Here is a 16772-nt window from a genome sequence, read left to right as displayed (position 1 = left end):
CTCCTTGTTCGGTGGTGTCTCCAGACTCGCCGGTTCCGCTCCCGATCTCGTCGGCTCCCGGGCGGGTTCCGGGTGGATCCCGGACTCCACCCGGGGGTGGAGGAGCCCGCTCCACCCGAATCGTGACCTTCGGTCCGCAACCACCGCAGGGGGCCGCTCGTCTATCCCGGTGACCGTTCGACCCGACCGATTTCGCTGGGGGTACCTGATCGTGAAGAGGCTTCTCGTGGGCCGGCTCTCGGTGGCCGCGGTGGCGGCCGCCGGCGCGTTCCTGCTGGCCGCGTGCTCCGGCGGTTCGGCCGCCCCCGAACCGGTGACCGGCGGTGGCGCCGTGGCCGCGGGGGCCGAGGCCCCGGTGACGACCACGTCGAGCAGCGCCCCCGCCACGACGTCGACGACCCCGACGACCGCGTCTTCCCCGGCCACCTCGACGTCGAAACCGGCGAGCACCAAGCCGAAGCCGTCGACGACCACCAGCAAGCCCAAGCCGAAGACCACGTCCGCGAACGTGCCGTGCGCGAAGGCCGCCGCGGCGTCCGGCACCGCCGCGTGTGTGGACATCTCCGCGCACAGGGCGTGGCTGCTGCAGGACGGCAAGGTCATCTACGGCCCCGTCTCCATGCTGCCGGGCCGCAAGGGAAACCCGACGCCGACGGGCACCTTCTCCGTCCTCAGCAAGGAGAAGATGCACTACAGCCGCGAGTTCGACAACGCGGAGATGCCGAACTCCGTCTTCTTCTACCCCGGCGACGCCTTCCACACCGGCAGCCTGAAGACGTACTCGCACGGCTGCGTGCACCTGTCGGCGACGTCGTCGCTGCGGTTCTTCAACACCCTCCACGTCGGCGACGTCGTGCAGGTCGTGCCCTGACCCGGGGGTGAGCGCGAAGCGGGGGTGCCGGAGAGCCGGCGCCCCCGCTTTCTGCCCCTTGATCACGGTTTGGTCCGGACTTCACTGGCTTCACCCGGATGAGGTAACGACGTCCCCTTTTCGAGCGATATCCGGTCGCTCACGAGAGGGGGCCTTGATGGCCTGGAAGAAGTTCCGTTCACTGGTCACGGCCGCGATCTTGGCCGTCGCGCTGGCCCCCGTCGCCGCGGTTCCCGCGGTGGCCGACGACGCGGCGCCGACGCTGCCCGCCGGGTTCGTGCTGCGCGACACGCCCACCGGGCTCGCGCCGTACGACTTCACCGACTTCGCCTGGCTCCCCGACGACAGCGTGCTCGCGCTCGGCAAGACCGGGGTCGTCAACTGGGTGCCGGCCGCCGGGTCGGGTGCGCCGGTGAAGATCGCGACCTTCGCGGTCGAGACGCAGGGCGACATGGGACTCACGAGCATCGCGCTCGCCGCGGACTACGCGACGACGCACCAGATCTACCTCAACCGGTCCGTGAGCACGGGTGACGGCAAGTACGTGCTGCGCGCCGCCCGCTTCACCGTGACCTTCGACGGCGCGGGCCACCCCGACGGCCTCACCGGCGAGAAGGTGCTGTTCGACCTGCCGGGCAGCGCGTATTACATCCACGGCCTCGACACCGTGATCCCCGCGCCCGACGGCACGCTGTGGTACTCCGTCGGCGACAACGGCGACGCGGGCAAGACCAACGAGGTCGCCTTCGCGGCGCAAGACCTCGACTCGCCGCACGGCAAGATCCTGCACATCACGCCGGACGGCAAGGGTGTGCCGAGCAACCCGTACTACAACGCCGCGGCGCCGGATTCGACGCGCAGCAAGGTGTTCGCGAGCGGCTTCCGCAACCCGTTCCGCTTCTCGCTCGACCCGAAGAGCGGCTTGCCCGTGGTCGGTGACGTCGGCTGGTACCTCTGGGAGGAGGTCGACGTCGTGCAGCCCGGCGCGAACCTCGCGTGGCCGTGCTTCGAGGGCAACCACCCGACGCCCGGCTACTCGACCGACGCGCGCTGCGCCAGCGTCGTGAACACCCCGCCGCTGTGGGAGTACCAGCACGGCACGGGGCCGGCGAACGGCAACAGCATCACCGGCGGTGTTGTCTACAGTGGAACGTCGTACCCGGCGGAGTACCAGGGCGCGTACTTCTTCGGTGACTACGCGGGCGAGAAGCTGTGGACGCTCAAGTACGACGCGCAGGGCAAGCTCGCGCAGCAGCCGGCGAACCCACCGCCGTTCGCGAACATCGGCGGGGTCACGCGGATCTCGGCGGCGCCGAACGGCGACATCGTCTTCGCCGACCTCAACGGCAGCCGCCTGCGCCGTCTGAGCTACTCCACCGCCAACTCCGCGCCGGTCGCGAAGGCGACGTCGTCGACGGACCCCGGCACGCGCACGGTTTCCTTCGACGCCAGTGATTCCTACGACTTCGACGGCGACGCCCTCACCTACACCTGGGACTTCGGCGACGGCACCACCGCGACCGGCGCCACCGCCGTCCACCAGTACGGCGCCGGCTCGTCGTTCACCGCAACCCTGACCGTGCAGGACCCGTTGGGCGCCAAGGGGACCACGACCGTCGCGGTCGCGCCCGGCAACCACTCGCCGGAGCTGACGCTGTCCACTCCGGACACGACGTTCGCCGTCGGCGAGCCGGTGTCGCTCACCGCAACGGCGACCGACGCCGAGGACGGCACCTTGCCCGTCACGTGGACGTCGCTCATCCGGCACTGCCCGGACCTCGGCACGTGCCACGTGCACCCGGACGACGGCGCGACCGGTCCTTCGATCTCCGTGCCGTTCACCGATCACACCGATTCACGCATGGAGTTCACCGCGACGGTCACCGACAGCGCCGGCGTGCAGGCGAGCAAGACGTACGTCGCGTTGCCGCGCCAGCACCGGCTCACGCTCGTGAGCACGCAGCCCGCCGCGCTCAGCATCCCGAGTGAGGGTGGCGTGAGCAGTGCCCTGGTCACCGAGGGCGCGACGTTCGACGTCGCCGCGGCGCCAGTGGGCAGCGACGGCGCGTCGAAGTTCACCGGCTGGCAGGACGGGCCGGCCGCCGCGTCGTGGTCGATCACCGTGCCCGCGGGCGACGTGACGCTGACCGCGAACTACGCGAGCGCCATCGACCAGCGCTACGCCGCGGAACCCGCGCTGCGGGCGCTGGTGGGCACGGCGACCGGCCCCGAGGTCGTCGACGGCCCGGTGCACTACCGCGGTTACGCCGACGCCCGGCTGTACTGGTCGGCGGCGACCGGCGTGCACGAGATCGGCGGCCCGATCCTGGCCGAGTACCTGGCGATCGGCGGCCACCAGGCGTACGGGACGCCGGTGACCGACGAGACGCGCACCCCCGACGGCGTCGGCCGGTTCAACCACCTGCAGGGCACGCCGGGCACGATGGCGGCGTCGATCTACTGGACGCCGAGCACGGGCGCCCACGAGATCCAGGGCCTGATCCGGGCGAAGTGGGCGGCGCTGGGCTGGGAACGCTCGATCGGCTACCCGACCACCGACGAATCCGGCACCCCGGACGGGACCGGCCGCTACAACCACTTCACCGGCGGCGCTTCGATCTACTACACCGTGGCCACCGGCGTGCACGAGATCGGCGGCGCCATCCGGCAGAAGTGGGCGGCGTACGGCTGGGAACGCGGCCTGGGGTACCCGGCCACGGACGAGTCGACCACGCCCGACGGCGTCGGCCGCTACAACCACTTCACCGGCGGTGCCTCGATCTACTGGACGCCGGGCACGGGCGCGCACGAGATCGGCGGCGCGATCAAGCAGAAGTGGGCCGCGTACGGCTGGGAACGCGGGTTCGGGTACCCGACCACCGACGAATCCGTGACCCCCAACGGGATCGGGCGCTACAACCACTTCACCGGCAACGTGTCGATCTACTGGAGCGCCGCGACGGGCGCGCACAACGTGCAGGGCGAGATCCGCAAGCGCTGGGCCGCGCTCGGGTGGGAGAAGTCGTACCTGGGGCTGCCGACGTCGGACGAGTACCGCTACGGCAGCGGGTACCGCAGTGACTTCCAGGGCGGGTACATCGTCTGGACCACTGCCGGTCCGGTCGACCGGCGCTGGTGACGTGAGCTGAGGGAGCGGGGCGCGGGGGTACCCCGCTCCCTCGGTGTCCACTGTGGCCGAACCGGGGTTCCCGCGTGGTGAGAACTGCCCCGATGATCATGAACTCGGGACCTTTCGTACAGCGGCCGGTGCGGTAGCTTCACGGAAGATCACGAGAGGGGTCTTCCATGCGCAAGCTCGCCCTGGCGGTCGTCGCCGGTGCCGCCACGCTCACCACACTGCTCACCCCGGCCGTCGCGTCGGCTACCCCCGCGCGCGGCGTCAGCGCGACCGTCCTGGCCCAGTGGACGGCCGGCGACACCGACTACGTGCTCCGCGAGATCACCATCGACCCCGGTGGCTCCACCGGCTGGCACTTCCACGAGGGCACCCTCCACGGCTGGGTCCGCTCCGGCACGCTCACGCACTACCGGGCCGACTGCTCCGTCGACGGCGTCTACCACCGCGGCGACAGCATCACCGAACCCCCCGGCGACGACCACATCCACGTCGGCCGCAACGAAGGCCCGACCCCGATGATCCTCGACGTCCTCTACGTGCTGCCCCACGGCGCCCCCCTCGCGGACGACGCACCGAACCCGGGCTGCAGCTTCGACTGACCGAACCGGCGCGTGACGCTGCTCGGCCGAGCCGGCTCTGCCGTCCGCCCGTCAGAGGCGGTCGGCGGGGCGCGTGCCTGCGGCGGTGAGCGGCAGGCCGAGCGCGACGCGCTCCGTCAGCCAGCTGCTCGGCCGGGCCGGGCCGCGAGTGTCGAACTGGCGCGCACGGCTGTGGTTTTCGCGCGGCGCAATGGCCAGGCCCGGGCCGGATCAGTTCGCCCGAGATACCACGCCTGCACCGCTGCGGGCCGGCTTCGGCGCGACACCGGTGAGGTGGCCGCCATGCGTGTCTTCGCACGGGAGCCCGGCTTGGCCCGAACCGGTTCGGGGGGCCTGACCGGACGGGCGACGCCGATGCGCGGTTCCCGTCAGGCTCGCCCTCAACCCGACTGCATCCACGCCACCGCCGATCGGCCGAGCGCGACGCCGCGTGACGCTGCTCGGCCGAGCCGGCCCTGCCGTCCGCCCGTCAGAGGAGGTCGGCGGGGCGCGTGCCCTGAGCCGTGAGCGGCAGGCCGAGCGCGACGCGTTCCGTCAGCCAGCTGCTCGGCCGGTACCGGGGATCGCCGGTGGTGGCGCCGAGGCCGGTGAGGACGCGGAGGATTTTTTCGGGCCCGACGAAGTCGCCCCATTCCAGGGGGCCGCGGGGGTAGCCGAGGCCGAGGCGGACGGCGGTGTCGATGTCGGCGGGGTCGGCGAGGCCCTGGGCGGCGATGGAGCAGGCCGTGTTGACGATGGAGGCCAGGAGGCGCTGCGCGATGGGCGCGGGGCCGTCCTTGACGATCGTCACCGGGCGGCCCGTGGCGGCCAGCGCGCCCCACGCGGCGCGGCCCGCGGCGGGGTCCAGTCCGGGGTGGACGGACAGCGTCAGGCGTCCTTCGTAGCCGCCGAGGGCGTCGACGCCGGCGACGCGGGCGGCGGGCAGGCCCTGGCGTGCGGCGACGTCCACTGTGGACTCTCCGCGGAGTGACACGAGGAGCAGCGCGTCCGGGTACGCGTCGGGGACGATCTGCACCCGCGCGGCCGTCAGGAGGCGCGCGAGGCGTTCGTCGGCGGTGTACACGGGGGTGTCGGGCACGGGTGGCGCGGCGGGTTCCGGCGCCACTTCCTGCTTGCCGTCGACGTAGCGGTAGAAGCCCTCGCCGTTCTTGCGGCCGAACAGCCCGGCCGCCACGCGCGGGCGCGTGAGCCACGACGGGCGCAGCCGCGGCTCGGAGTGGAAGCCGCTCCAGATGCTTTCGAGCACGGCGTGCGACACGTCCAGGCCGGTGAGGTCCAGCAGCTCGAACGGCCCGAGCTTGAGCCCCAGGACGTCGCGCGCGATGCGGTCGACGTCGGCCGGTTCGGCGAGCGATTCGGACAGGATCTGCAGGGCCTCGGTGTTCAGGCCGCGCCCCGCGTGGTTGACGAGGAAACCCGGCGCGTCCTTGGCCAGCACCGGCACGTGGCCCCACCGCCGCACCAGCGCGGCGGCCTCGTCGGGCAGCCACGCCGCCGTGCGGACGCCCGGCACCACCTCGACCAGGCGCATCAGCGGCACGGGGTTGAAGAAGTGCAGTCCGATCACGCGCGTCGGGTCGCTCAGGCCCGCGGCGATCTCCGTGACCGACAGCGAACTCGTGTTCGTCGCGAACACCGTGCCGGGCCGGCAGTGCTGCTCCAGCTTGCCGAACAGCACGCGTTTGGCTTCGAGGTCCTCGCGCACGGCCTCGACCACGAGGTCGACGTCGTCGGCCGGCGCCATCGGCGAGTCGACCATCACGAGCCGCTCCTTGGCGGCGCGGCCGGCGTCGCCGTCGAGCTTGCCCTTGGCCACGAGCTTGTCGACCATGCCGTGGACGTGTTCGAGCGCGGAGCGCACGGCCTCGGCGTCGAGGTCCGCCAGCTCCACCGTGACACCCCCGGTCGCCGCCAGCTGCGCGATTCCGCGCCCCATCACGCCGGTCCCGACCACCCGGATCCTGCTGACCCGCTCGGCCCATCCCGCCACGTCGAACCACCTTCCCCGCGAAGTCGTCACCGGCGAACGTACCGCCTCACCGCCCCGACCGGCCCGGCTCGCACGACTAGTTCACAGCCCCACGAAGTCCGCCATCTGCCCGGTCAGGTGCTCGAAGTACGCGTCGGTGGGGTCGACGCTGCCCACGTACTGCCCGAACAGTTCGAAGCTGATCGCACCGAACAGCTGCGTCCACGCGCCGATCAGGCGCGTCACGATCTCCGGCGGCGTGGTGGCGCCCAGCGCCACGGCGAGCTCTTCGGCCTGCGTGCGCAGCTCGGCCGACATCGGCGCGGTCACCGCCGGCTGGTGCGGATCGGCTTCGAGCAGCACCTTCACCAGCGCCTGCGCGACGCGCGCGGCCGGCACGACGGTGTCCCGCGGCGCTTCGTACCCGGGGATCGGCGAGCCGTAGATCAGTGCGTACTCGTGTGGGTGCGCCTTCGCCCACGCGCGGGTCGCGTGCCACACCTCGCGCCAGCGCACGCGCGGGTCGCCGTTGCCCGGGTCGGCCTTCTCGGCGGCTTCGCCGACGGCGTCGTACGCGTCGATGATCAGCTCGGTGAGCAGGCGGTCGCGGCTGGGGAAGTAGCGGTAGAGCGCCGAGGAGACCATGCCCAGCTCGCGGGCCACCGCGCGCAGCGACAGCCCGTGCGCGCCGACCTCGGCCAGCTGGCGGCGGGCTTCGTCCTTGATCTCCTGGGTCAGCTCGGCCCGGGCTCGTTCGCGGGCGGTCCTCGTGGCGGTCATTGGGTCAGTGTGCCACTTCTGAGAACGCTGCACCAAATAGAGAGCACCGCTCTTGACTCTTCGGGCAAGGAGGTGTTCACTGATCTCAACAGAGAGCACCGCTCTCGAAACCTGGGAGGCAGACCATGAACACCGAACAGCCCCGCTACATCAAGCCCGCCAAGGCCACCAACGCGTTCAACAACCTGGTCCAGCGGCTCACCAAGATGGGCGTCAGCGTGCTGGGCAGCCGCGTGTTGCGGGTCCGCGGCCGCAAGACCGGCGAGATCCGCGAGGTGCCGGTGAACCTGCTGCCGTTCGAAGGCCGGCAGTACCTGGTCGCCCCGCGCGGCGAGACGCAGTGGGTGCGCAACCTGCGCGCCGCCGGCCAGGGCGAGCTGCGCGTCGGCAAGCGCGTGGCGGGATTCACCTACCGCGAGCTGACCGACGACGAGAAGCCGGTGCTGCTGCGCGCGTACCTCAAGCGCTGGAAGTTCGAGGTGGGCGTGTTCTTCGACGGTGTGGACGCGAAGGCGCCGGAGGCGAAGCTGCGCGAGATCGCGCCGGGTTACCCCGTCTTCGAAGTCCTGCCGGCCTGAGTCACTTCCGCCGCGACGTGCGCCGGGCCGTGGCCGCCACGAGCACGACCCCGACGAGGAACGCGACCAGCCCGATCAGGAACCACAGCTTCTGCCCCGTCATGAAGCTGCCGGTGAGCACCCCGGCGCCCTGCAACACCCAGACGGCGCCGACCAGCACCAGCACCGCCCCGACGGCGAGCGAGATCCAGCGTTTCACCGACGTTCCTCCTCCGTTGTCACCAACCCGTTGCGGTACGCGTAGACGACGGCGTGGACGCGGTCGCGCAGGCCGAGCTTGGCCAGCACGCGGGAGACGTGCGTCTTCACAGTCTCCTCGCCGACGTGAAGGTGGCGTGCGATTTCGGCGTTGCTGCGCGCGTCGGCGATGAGGAGCAGCACCTCGCGTTCGCGGGACGTGAGCCGGGCCAGCTCCGGGGGTTCGGCGGCGCGGGGTTCGAGGCTCGTCGCGAAACTGGCGACGAGCCGGCGGGTGACCGACGGGTCGATCAGCGCGTCACCCCTCGCCGCGACGCGCATCGCGGCCACGAGCTCCTCCGGCGCGAGGCTCTTGAGCAGGAAGCCGCTGGCTCCGGCGCGCAGGGCGCGGTAGACGTACTCGTCGGCGTCGTAGGTGGTCAGCACGAGCACGCGGGTGTCGTTGCCGGGGGTGGCGAGGATCGCTTCGGTCGCGGCGAGGCCGTCGAGGCGCGGCATGCGCACGTCGAGCACCGCGACGTCCGGCTTGAGCCGCTTCGTCTCGGCGACGGCTTCGCGGCCGTCGGCTGCTTCGCCGACGCACTCGAAGTCGGGCTGCGTGTCGAGGAGGGCGCGCATGCCGGAGCGGAACATCGCGTGGTCGTCGGCGAGCAGCACGCGGATCATGCGACCTCCAGGGGGAATTGGGCTTTGACGCGCCACTGCTCGCCGTCGGGGAGCTGACCGTATTCGACTTCGCCGCCGAAGAGCGTCACGCGCTGGCGGATCCCGGCCAGACCCCGGTGGGCACCGTCCCGGCGCGGGGCGGGCCGGCCGGTTTCGTTGGTGACGGTGAGGACGATCTCGGTGCGCCGCCGGTTGAGTTCGAGTTCGACGGGGCCGGTGCCGTGGCGCAGCGCGTTGGTGAGGGCTTCCTGCGCGATGCGGTAGAGCGCGATGTCGAGGGAGCCGGGGATTTCGCGGATGTCCCCGTGCACCGTCAGGCGCGCGGGCAGGCCGGCGGCGCGGACGGTGTCGAGCAGCTCGTCGAGGTTGTCCAGACCGGGCTGGGCGGCTTCGTCGCCGCGGGCGTGCAGCAGGTCGAGCAGCCGGCGCAGATCGGCCATCGCCGAGCGGCTCGCCGACTCCACGGCACCGAGCGACTTGTGGACGGCGCCGTCGCCCCCGGGCAACCCGAGCCGCGCCGCGCCCGCGTGGACGCCGATCGCGCTGACGTGGTGGGAGATCACGTCGTGCAGGTCCCGCGCGATCGTCTCGCGCTCTTCGAGCACGGCGCGCCGCACGGCCTCCGCTTCGTGGCGCCGGCGCTCCTCCGCTTCGCGCTCCAGGTCGGCGATGTAGGCGCCCCGGGCCGTCGTGTACCGCCCGACGAGCCACGGCAGGACGCTCGACACACCCACGCTGATCGCGATGAGCGCCGGGTTCGCGCCGCGGCCCCCGCCGAGCAACTCTCCGGTCCCGACGCCCGCCATCGTCGCCACCAGCGCCACCACCCCGGGCCCCGTCCGCAACCACGCCCCGGCCCGATACCCGGCGACGAGGATGCCCGCGTTGTTGGCCACGACGTACCCCGTGCAGGTGCAGAGCAGCAGCGGCGCCACGGTGAAGAGGACCGCGTGCGCGCCCGCCACCCACCCCGCGTACCGCGCCGCCCCCGCGAGCGCCGCGTCGACCAGCACCCCGGCCCCCAGCACCACCCACGCCCGCCACCCACCCTCCGGCACCGGCCCCCGCAACGCGAACAGCGCGGCGTCACAGACCAGACAGACGACCGCGACCAGCAGGGATTGCCGTGCCAGTGATCCGCTGATGTCCCGCACCCGGTCACCTAAGCAGGTGTGGGTGGGTTCGGGGGTGGGTTTCGGGGCGGTGGCACGTTCGGTTGTGTGAGTGGACCTGTGGCGTCGGGTGTTGTGGTGCGCGGGTCCTTTCGTGCCGGACTGGTAGCGCGAGCGGTCCCTTCGTGCCGGGTGTGCGGCGCGAGTGGGCCGATGGTGCCGGGTGCGAGTGGGCCGGTGGTGCCGGGTGTGCGGCGCGAGTGGGCCGATGGTGCCGGGTGCGAGTGGGCCGGTGGTGCCGGGTGCGCGGCGCGAGTGGGCCGATGGTGCCGGGCTCGAGTGGGCCGATGGTGCCGGGCGCGAGTGGGCCGGTGGTGCCGGGTGCGCGGCGCGAGTGGGCCGATGGCGCTGGGCGCGAGTGGGCCGGTGGTGCCGGGTGCGCGGCGCGAATGGACCGAATAGCGCCGGGCGCGAGTGGACCTGTGGTGCCGGGCCGAGGGCGCGAGTGGACCTGTGGCGTCGCGGTTGGTGGCGCGAGTGGACCGACGAAGCCGCACCCGCGGCGCGAGTGGACCGGTCGAGCGCCGACCCACGCACCCGCGGGACCACTCACACCCCGGAAACGACACCGCCGGCTCCCGATCGTGAAGCGGGAGCCGGCGGCGGAGCCAGGCGAGGCGAGCCGGGTCAGTTGCCGTAGTGGCGGCGGCCCTGGCCGGGCTGGCCGGTGCCCCCGAATTGGCCGCCGCGCTGGGTGGCGGCGGTGGCGGATTCGAGGGAGGTGGCGGTGGCGGTGGTGCCGTTGACCTTCGCGATGACCGTGACGTTGTCGCCGGTCTTCGGGGTGGTGGCGGACTTCTGGGTGGACGCGTCGAGGGTGTAGGTCTGCTTGTAGCCGTCCTTGCTGGTGAGCGTGACGGACGTGGCGCTGATCTCCGTGATGGCGCCGGTCTGCAGGCGCTCGGTGACGTAGCCGCCATTGGGGTCGCTGACGACGAAGTCGCCGTGCAGGGCGTCGCGCAAGGCGGCCGCGCCGCCGAAGCCGCCGCGGGCGAAGCCGCCCGGACCGCCCGGGCCTTGGCCGGGGCCGCCGAAACCGCCCGGGCCCTGCTGCTGCGCCGACGCGTTGTTGGAGCTCGTCCCCGCCCAGATCGCGAGCCCGCCGCCCACGGCGATCACCACGGCGACGCCCGCGGCGATCGCGGTCTTGCGGCCCGACCACCCCTTCTTGGGAGCAGGGGCGCCCGGCGTCGCAAGCGAGGGAGCGGGAGCACCCGGCGTCGGCTCGCCCCACGTGGCGCCCTGTGCTGGATCGGTCGTCATGGTTTCCTCCGGGTCTTGACGGACGACCCGAGCGTCGCGGCCGCCGCTGTGCGCGAGCTGTGTCCGTGGTGGGTTCCCGCTGTGCACCCACCCCGATCGGCTGACCGCCGGGCGCACAGGAAACCCACAGCCACCGCACAGCTCGGGCTGAAAGGCGGACCGCAGGATGGCACCATGAGCAGTATGAACGCGACGTCACCCGGCCGGGGCAAGGACGAGCTGCGCCGAGCCGACGGCAGCGCGGTCCGGGTGCTCGTGGTCGACGACGAGGCGACGCTGGCCGAACTCGTCGCCATGGCGCTGCGCATGGAGGGCTGGGAAGTGCGCAGCGCGGGCAACGGCACCGAGGCCGTCCGCGTCGCGCGCGACTTCCGGCCCGACGCGGTGGTGCTCGACGTGATGCTGCCCGACTTCGACGGCCTCGAGGTGCTGCGCCGCATGCGGGCGGAGGCGCCGTACCTGCCCGTGTTGTTCCTGACGGCCAAGGACGCGGTCGAGGACCGCATCGCCGGGCTCACCGCGGGCGGCGACGACTACGTCACCAAACCCTTCAGCCTCGAAGAGGTCGCGCTCCGGCTGCGGGCGCTGCTGCGGCGCGCCAGCGGCGTCACGGGCGCGAGCGGCTCCCAGCTCGTCGTCGGCGACCTGACGCTCGACGAGGACAGCCGCGAGGTCCACCGCGGCGGCGAGCTCGTCTCCCTCACCGCCACGGAGTTCGAGCTGCTGCGCTACCTCATGCGCAACCCGAAGCGCGTGCTGTCGAAGGCCCAGATCCTCGACCGCGTCTGGAGCTACGACTTCGGCGGTCAGGCCAACATCGTCGAGCTCTACATCTCCTACCTGCGCAAGAAGATCGACGCGGACCGCGAGCCGATGATCCACACGATGCGCGGCGCGGGGTATGTCCTCAAGCCCGCCGGCTGATCCGGCCCCGCGGCCGGTGCGACGGCCGTGGTCGCTGCGCCGCCGGCTGATCGTGCAGCTGGCGGCGCTGCTCGCGCTCGTCTGCCTGGTCGTCGGCGTGGTCACGGAGTTCGCGCTCAACGACTTCCTCGTCGGCCAGCTCGACAAGCGCCTCGCCGCGACGACCGACCGCGGGTTCCGCTCCGGCGACCGGCCCCCGTGGATCTACGGCGACAAACCGCCGCCCGACCCGCTGCGAGTGCTCGGCCAGGGCGACGGCACGCTCGCCGTCCAGGTCCACAACGGCACGGTCCGCGCGGCCGTGCTGAACTTCGGTTCGGTGCCGCCGTCGAAGGCGAAGCCGCCGCTGGAGCAGATCAGCACGGCGCAGCAGAAGCTCCTGCTGAGCCTGCCGCCCGACGGGCACCGCCGCACGATCGACCTCGGTGGCGAGCTCGGCGAGTACCGGGTGATCGCGTCGTTCGCGCCGAGCGGGGACTTCTCGGTGGTCGGCCTGCCGCTTTCGGACGTCTCGGACACGTTGTGGCGCTTGGGGTTCATCTTCGGCGGCGTCGCGCTCGGTGGCATCTTCGTGGCCGGGATCGCGGGTGCGGTCACGATCCGCCGCACGATGGCGCCGCTCGACCGGCTGGCCGCCACCGCGTCACGCGTGTCGGAGCTGCAGCTCGACCGCGGCGAAGTCGCGCTGTCCGAACGCGTGCCCGAAGTGGACACCGATCCGCGCACGGAGGTCGGCAAGGTCGGCTTCGCGCTCAACCGCATGCTGGGCCACATCGCCAACGCGCTGAAGGCCCGGCACGCCAGCGAGAGCCGCGTGCGCCAGTTCGTCGCCGACGCGAGCCACGAGCTCCGCACACCGCTGGCCGCGATCCGCGGCTACGCGGAGCTCACGCGGCGCAGCGGCGAGCAGGTGCCGCCCGACGTCGCGTTCGCCATGAGCCGCGTCGAATCCGAGTCGGCGCGCATGACGACGCTGGTGGAGGACCTGCTGCTGCTCGCGCGGCTCGACGCCGGCCGGCCGGTCGTGCCGGAGCCGGTGGACCTCTCGCGCCTGGTGGCCGACGCGGTCGCCGACTCCCACGTCGCCGGACCCGACCACAAGTGGCGCCTCGAGCTGCCGGGCGAGCCGATCAGCGTGCTCGGCGACGCGGGCCAGCTGCACCAGGTGGTGCTCAACCTGCTCGGCAACGCCCGCACCCACACCCCGGCGGGCACCACCGTGACCACCGCACTGTCCACACAGGACGGCTGGGTGCGGCTGTCGGTGCTCGACGACGGCCCCGGCATCCCGCCGGAGATCCTCCCGGACGTCTTCGAACGCTTCGCGCGTGGCGACACCTCACGCTCCCGCGCGGCCGGCAGCACGGGCCTGGGCCTGGCGATCGTCGCCGCCGTGGTGGCCGCGCACCGCGGCCGCGTCTCGGTGTTCAGCGAGCCCGGCCGCACGGAGTTCGTCGCGGTGTTCCCGGAGTACCGAGACCCGGCTCTCACCCGGTCGTGAATTTCTCACAGGCCGCGCACAGCGAGCGCACACCGCGACCACAAACGGCGTCGTGAGCATGGCGCCATGACGAGTGCCGCCACCGCGCCCGGACCGACCACTGTGGACCCCGTGAAGGAGGCGCCACCGGCGCCGGGACCGAGGTGGGTGCGGCCCGCGGTCGCTTTGCTCCTCCTCGCGACGGCCGCTCTGTACGTCACGGATGTCGCGATTTCCGGCTGGGGCAACGACTTCTACGCGATGGCCGTGCAAGCGGGCACGGAGAGCTGGAAGGCGTGGTTCTTCGGGGCACTGGATCCGGGCAACATCGTCACGGTCGACAAACCGCCGTTTTCGCTGTGGGTCATGGGGCTTTCCGGCCGGCTCTTCGGGTTCTCCAGCTGGAGCCTGCTCGTACCGGACGCGCTGGCGGGCGTCGCGTCCGTGGGCCTGCTGTACCTCGCGGTGCGCCGGCTCTCCGGTCCCGGCGCCGGCCTGCTCGCCGGTGCGGCGCTCGCGCTGACGCCCGTCGCCGCGCTGATGTTCCGGTTCGACAACCCCGACGCGTTCCTCGTGCTGCTGCTGGTCGCCGGCGGCTACTGCGTCGTGCGCGCGCTCGAAGCGGCGAGCACGAAGTGGCTGGTGCTCGCGGGCGTCGCGATCGGGTTCGGGTTCCTCGACAAGATGCTGCAGGCGTTCCTGGTGCTGCCCGCGTTCGTGCTCGCGTACGCCGTGGCGGCACCGACGTCGCTCGGCCGCCGCGTGTGGCAGCTGCTCGCCGCCGCGGGTGCGGTGGTCGTGTCGGCGGGCTGGTGGGTGCTCGCCGTCGCGCTCTGGCCCGCCGCGGACCGGCCGTACATCAGCGGCTCGACGGACAACAGCGTGCTGCAGCTGGCCTTCGGCTACAACGGACTCGGCCGGATCTTCGGGCAGGGCCGCGGCGGCGGTGGGGGCGGGCGTCCGGACCTCCCGGCGGGCCTCGACCTGCCCGCGCGCACCGGCGGAGGCGGCGGGTTCCGCGGCTTCGGTGGCGGCACCGGCCTGACGCGGCTGTTCACCGAGCAGTTCGGCGGCGAGGCGTCGTGGCTGCTGCCCGCCGCGCTGATCGGGCTCGTCGCCGGGCTCTGGTTCACCCGCCGCGCGCCGCGCACCGATCGCACGCGCGCCGCACTGCTGTTGTGGGGCGGCTGGACCGTGGTGACGGTCGTGGTCTTCAGCTACATGAGCGGGATCATCCACCCGTACTACACGGTGGCGCTCGCCCCCGGCGTCGCCGCGACGCTCGGTATCGCGACCCGCGAGCTGTGGCGCGGCCGAGTCCACCTCGGCCCGCGCGCGGTGCTCTCGCTGATGCTCGCGGCCACGGCCGTGTGGGCGTTCATCCTGCTCTCCCGCACGCCCGAGTTGGCAGCCGTGGCTGCGCTTCCTCGTGCTCGCGCTGGGGGCGATCGGCACCGCGGCGCTGCTCTTCGGCGCCGACGCGCTGCGGGGCGCGGCTCCGGTCGTGGCCGTGTTCACGCTGGTCGCGGCGCTGCTGGGCACGGCGTCGTTCACGATCGTCACGGCCGCGTCGGCGCACACGGGCGGCCAGCCGTCGTCGGGTCCGGCCAGCCAGCGCGGTGCCGGCCGTGGCGGGTTCGGTGGGCTCGGTGGGTTCGGAGGCGACACAGAATCCACAATGGAGCTCGATCACCTGCTCCAGGCGACCACCACGAAGTGGGCCGCGGCGCAGACCGGTGCCATGCAGTCCGCCGGCCTCGCGCTCGCCAGCGGCAAGCCGGTCATGGCCATCGGCGGGTTCAGCGGCAGCGACCCGGCGCCGACGCTCGCGCAGTTCCAGCAGTACGTGAGCGCCGGCGACATCCACTATTTCGTCGCGGGCGGCCGCGGCGGCTTCGGCGGTAACCGCGGCACAGCCGGCCAGATCACCACCTGGGTCGAGCAGCACTTCCCGGCGACGACCGTCGGCGGGACGACCGTCTACGACCTCACGCGAAACTGACGGTGGTGTTCGCTCCACAGAGGACGAAACAGGGCCGCGCGGCCGGCACCCGCCCGGCGAGCCACGCCGCAAGCGGGACAGCCGCGGCCGGCTCCACGGCCAGCCGGAACTCGGCCCACAGCCAGTCGCGCGCGGCGAGCAGCTCGGTGTCGCTGACCAGCACGGACGTGACGTTCGGGGCCGTCAGGATCCGGAAGGGCACGTCGCCCACGCGGGTCGCGCCGAGCGCCGACGCGGCGACCGAGTCGAGCTCGACGTCCACCGGCTGCCCGGCCTCGAGCGCGGCGTGCAGGGCCTGGCAGCGCTCTGGCTCGACGGCGAACACCCGCCGGCCGCCGGCGGCGAGCGTGGTGCCCGCGGCGAGCCCGCCGCCGCCGACGGCGACCACCACGGCGTCGACGTCCGGGTCGTCGGCGACGATCTCCGCGGTGACCGTGCCCTGGCCGGCCACGACGTCGGGGTCGTCGTAGGCGGAGAGGTAGCGCGTGCCCGGTTCGTCGCCGACGGCCAGTGCCGCGGCCGCCGCTTCCGCGTACGTCGCGCCGTGGCGGATCAGCTTCGCGCCCGCGGCCTCGATGCCGGCCGCCTTCGCCTCCGGGACGGACTCGGGCACGTACACGACCGCGGGCAGGCCCAGCGCGTGCGCGGCCGTGGCGACACCGAGCCCGTGGTTGCCGCCGGACGCCGTGACGACGCGGCGCGGAGCCGGGCCGGCGAGCAGTGCGTTGACCGCGCCGCGCAGCTTGAACGAGCCGCTGCGCTGGAGGTGCTCGAGCTTGAGCACCACGGGACGGCCGTCGATTTCGGTCCGTAGCTGCGGCGTCCTCCGAACGTGTGGCCGGATGCGGTTCGCGGCCGCGGCCACGTCGGCGGGCTTCGGAGTGCGCGGTGGTGTGGTCATGCCGTCCATCTTCGTCCGGGGACACGCGGTCTTGAAGCGTTGTCGGGATCTTGTGCCAGTCGCTAAGCTCTCGCGCGGAAGAGCCAGGGTCCGGCCAACCTCGTGCACAACGGTACGGGTCTCACTGTTCGTGTTGGGTTCCGTGCACTGTCCTCCTTCCTGATGTCCACCGTTCGGTGAGCTCCTTTGTGTACAGAGCGCGCCCGCGGTGCCGTGAGCGGACTGGAACG

At 72.5% G+C, this 16772-nt stretch carries 13 protein-coding genes and 1 pseudogene; 7 read left to right on the top strand and 7 right to left on the bottom strand.

The window, feature by feature from the left end; translation table 11 throughout:
* Positions 1-211 precede the first annotated feature (211 nt).
* The 3 genes from ACIA77_RS08505 (at position 212) to ACIA77_RS08495 (ending at position 4609) form a co-directional block, all read left to right on the top strand.
* A complete protein-coding gene (locus ACIA77_RS08505; RefSeq protein ID WP_395885149.1) occupies positions 212-871 on the top strand; it encodes a L,D-transpeptidase in 660 nt (219 codons plus the stop codon).
* A gap of 157 nt (positions 872-1028) precedes the next feature.
* Complete coding sequence (locus tag ACIA77_RS08500) at positions 1029-4010, top strand: PQQ-dependent sugar dehydrogenase (protein WP_395885148.1); 2982 nt, start codon at positions 1029-1031, stop codon at positions 4008-4010.
* 167 nt (positions 4011-4177) lie between these two features.
* Positions 4178-4609, top strand: a complete 432-nt coding sequence (locus ACIA77_RS08495; protein ID WP_395885147.1) for a cupin domain-containing protein — start codon at positions 4178-4180, stop codon at positions 4607-4609.
* A 469-nt stretch (positions 4610-5078) separates the two neighbouring features.
* Here ACIA77_RS08495 and ACIA77_RS08490 read toward each other — a convergent pair whose 3' ends face one another.
* A complete protein-coding gene (locus ACIA77_RS08490; protein WP_395885146.1) occupies positions 5079-6599 on the bottom strand; it encodes a 3-hydroxyacyl-CoA dehydrogenase in 1521 nt (506 codons plus the stop codon).
* A gap of 81 nt (positions 6600-6680) precedes the next feature.
* Positions 6681-7358, bottom strand: a complete 678-nt coding sequence (locus tag ACIA77_RS08485; protein ID WP_395885145.1) for a TetR/AcrR family transcriptional regulator — start codon at positions 7356-7358, stop codon at positions 6681-6683.
* Positions 7359-7483: 125 nt separating this feature from the next.
* On the opposite strand from ACIA77_RS08485, the gene ACIA77_RS08480 reads away from it, so the two are divergent.
* Entirely contained in the window at positions 7484-7936 is a 453-nt protein-coding gene (locus ACIA77_RS08480) for a nitroreductase family deazaflavin-dependent oxidoreductase (RefSeq protein ID WP_395885144.1), read from the top strand.
* 1 nt (position 7937) lies between these two features.
* Here ACIA77_RS08480 and ACIA77_RS08475 read toward each other — a convergent pair whose 3' ends face one another.
* The 4 genes from ACIA77_RS08475 to ACIA77_RS08460 all read right to left on the bottom strand — a co-directional run bounded on the left by ACIA77_RS08475 (position 7938) and on the right by ACIA77_RS08460 (position 11235).
* On the bottom strand, positions 7938-8135 hold the full coding sequence (locus tag ACIA77_RS08475) for a hypothetical protein (RefSeq protein ID WP_395885143.1): 198 nt from the start codon (positions 8133-8135) through the stop codon (positions 7938-7940).
* Positions 8132-8800 carry a response regulator gene (locus tag ACIA77_RS08470; RefSeq protein ID WP_395885142.1) on the bottom strand — a complete coding sequence of 223 codons (669 nt, stop codon included), beginning with the start codon at positions 8798-8800 and terminating at the stop codon, positions 8132-8134. Before ACIA77_RS08470 ends, ACIA77_RS08475 begins: the two co-directional genes overlap by 4 nt.
* The gene (locus tag ACIA77_RS08465; RefSeq protein ID WP_395885141.1) at positions 8797-9954 is read right to left on the bottom strand and encodes a sensor histidine kinase; all 1158 of its coding nucleotides are present in this window, start codon (positions 9952-9954) and stop codon (positions 8797-8799) included. Before ACIA77_RS08465 ends, ACIA77_RS08470 begins: the two co-directional genes overlap by 4 nt.
* A 645-nt stretch (positions 9955-10599) precedes the next feature.
* Positions 10600-11235 (bottom strand): hypothetical protein, encoded by a 636-nt coding sequence (locus ACIA77_RS08460; RefSeq protein ID WP_395885140.1) that lies wholly within the window; start codon positions 11233-11235, stop codon positions 10600-10602.
* A gap of 174 nt (positions 11236-11409) precedes the next feature.
* Here ACIA77_RS08460 and ACIA77_RS08455 point away from each other — a divergent pair, with 174 nt between their 5' ends.
* From ACIA77_RS08455 to ACIA77_RS08445, 3 genes and pseudogenes are all read left to right on the top strand, one after another.
* Positions 11410-12159 (top strand): response regulator transcription factor, encoded by a 750-nt coding sequence (locus ACIA77_RS08455; RefSeq protein ID WP_395885139.1) that lies wholly within the window; start codon positions 11410-11412, stop codon positions 12157-12159.
* Entirely contained in the window at positions 12137-13660 is a 1524-nt protein-coding gene (locus tag ACIA77_RS08450) for a sensor histidine kinase (protein ID WP_395885138.1), read from the top strand. Before ACIA77_RS08455 ends, ACIA77_RS08450 begins: the two co-directional genes overlap by 23 nt.
* Positions 13661-13726: 66 nt before the next feature.
* Positions 13727-15641: pseudogene (locus ACIA77_RS08445) on the top strand (glycosyltransferase family 39 protein).
* Here the strand turns inward: ACIA77_RS08445 and ACIA77_RS08440 are convergent.
* Positions 15628-16551, bottom strand: a complete 924-nt coding sequence (locus ACIA77_RS08440; protein ID WP_395885137.1) for a serine/threonine dehydratase — start codon at positions 16549-16551, stop codon at positions 15628-15630. The pseudogene ACIA77_RS08445 and the gene ACIA77_RS08440 overlap by 14 nt on opposite strands.
* Positions 16552-16772: the final 221 nt, after the last annotated feature.

Source organism: Amycolatopsis sp. NPDC051903, from assembly GCF_044452505.1.
Taxonomy (GTDB): domain Bacteria; phylum Actinomycetota; class Actinomycetes; order Mycobacteriales; family Pseudonocardiaceae; genus Amycolatopsis.
The sequence above is the reverse complement of the archived record's forward strand: the minus strand, read 5'-3'. Positions and strand labels throughout refer to the sequence as shown.

What these genes read in the sequence shown, in the direction of transcription:
- ACIA77_RS08500 (WP_395885148.1), top strand. Translation starts at nt 1,029, where the DNA reads ATGGCCTGGAAGAAGTTCCGTTCACTGGTCACGGCCGCGATCTTGGCC.
- ACIA77_RS08495 (WP_395885147.1), top strand. Translation starts at nt 4,178, where the DNA reads ATGCGCAAGCTCGCCCTGGCGGTCGTCGCCGGTGCCGCCACGCTCACC.
- ACIA77_RS08485 (WP_395885145.1), bottom strand. Translation starts at nt 7,358, where the DNA reads ATGACCGCCACGAGGACCGCCCGCGAACGAGCCCGGGCCGAGCTGACC.
- ACIA77_RS08480 (WP_395885144.1), top strand. Translation starts at nt 7,484, where the DNA reads ATGAACACCGAACAGCCCCGCTACATCAAGCCCGCCAAGGCCACCAAC.
- ACIA77_RS08470 (WP_395885142.1), bottom strand. Translation starts at nt 8,800, where the DNA reads ATGATCCGCGTGCTGCTCGCCGACGACCACGCGATGTTCCGCTCCGGC.
- ACIA77_RS08460 (WP_395885140.1), bottom strand. Translation starts at nt 11,235, where the DNA reads ATGACGACCGATCCAGCACAGGGCGCCACGTGGGGCGAGCCGACGCCG.
- ACIA77_RS08455 (WP_395885139.1), top strand. Translation starts at nt 11,410, where the DNA reads ATGAGCAGTATGAACGCGACGTCACCCGGCCGGGGCAAGGACGAGCTG.
- ACIA77_RS08450 (WP_395885138.1), top strand. Translation starts at nt 12,137, where the DNA reads ATGTCCTCAAGCCCGCCGGCTGATCCGGCCCCGCGGCCGGTGCGACGG.
- ACIA77_RS08440 (WP_395885137.1), bottom strand. Translation starts at nt 16,551, where the DNA reads ATGGACGGCATGACCACACCACCGCGCACTCCGAAGCCCGCCGACGTG.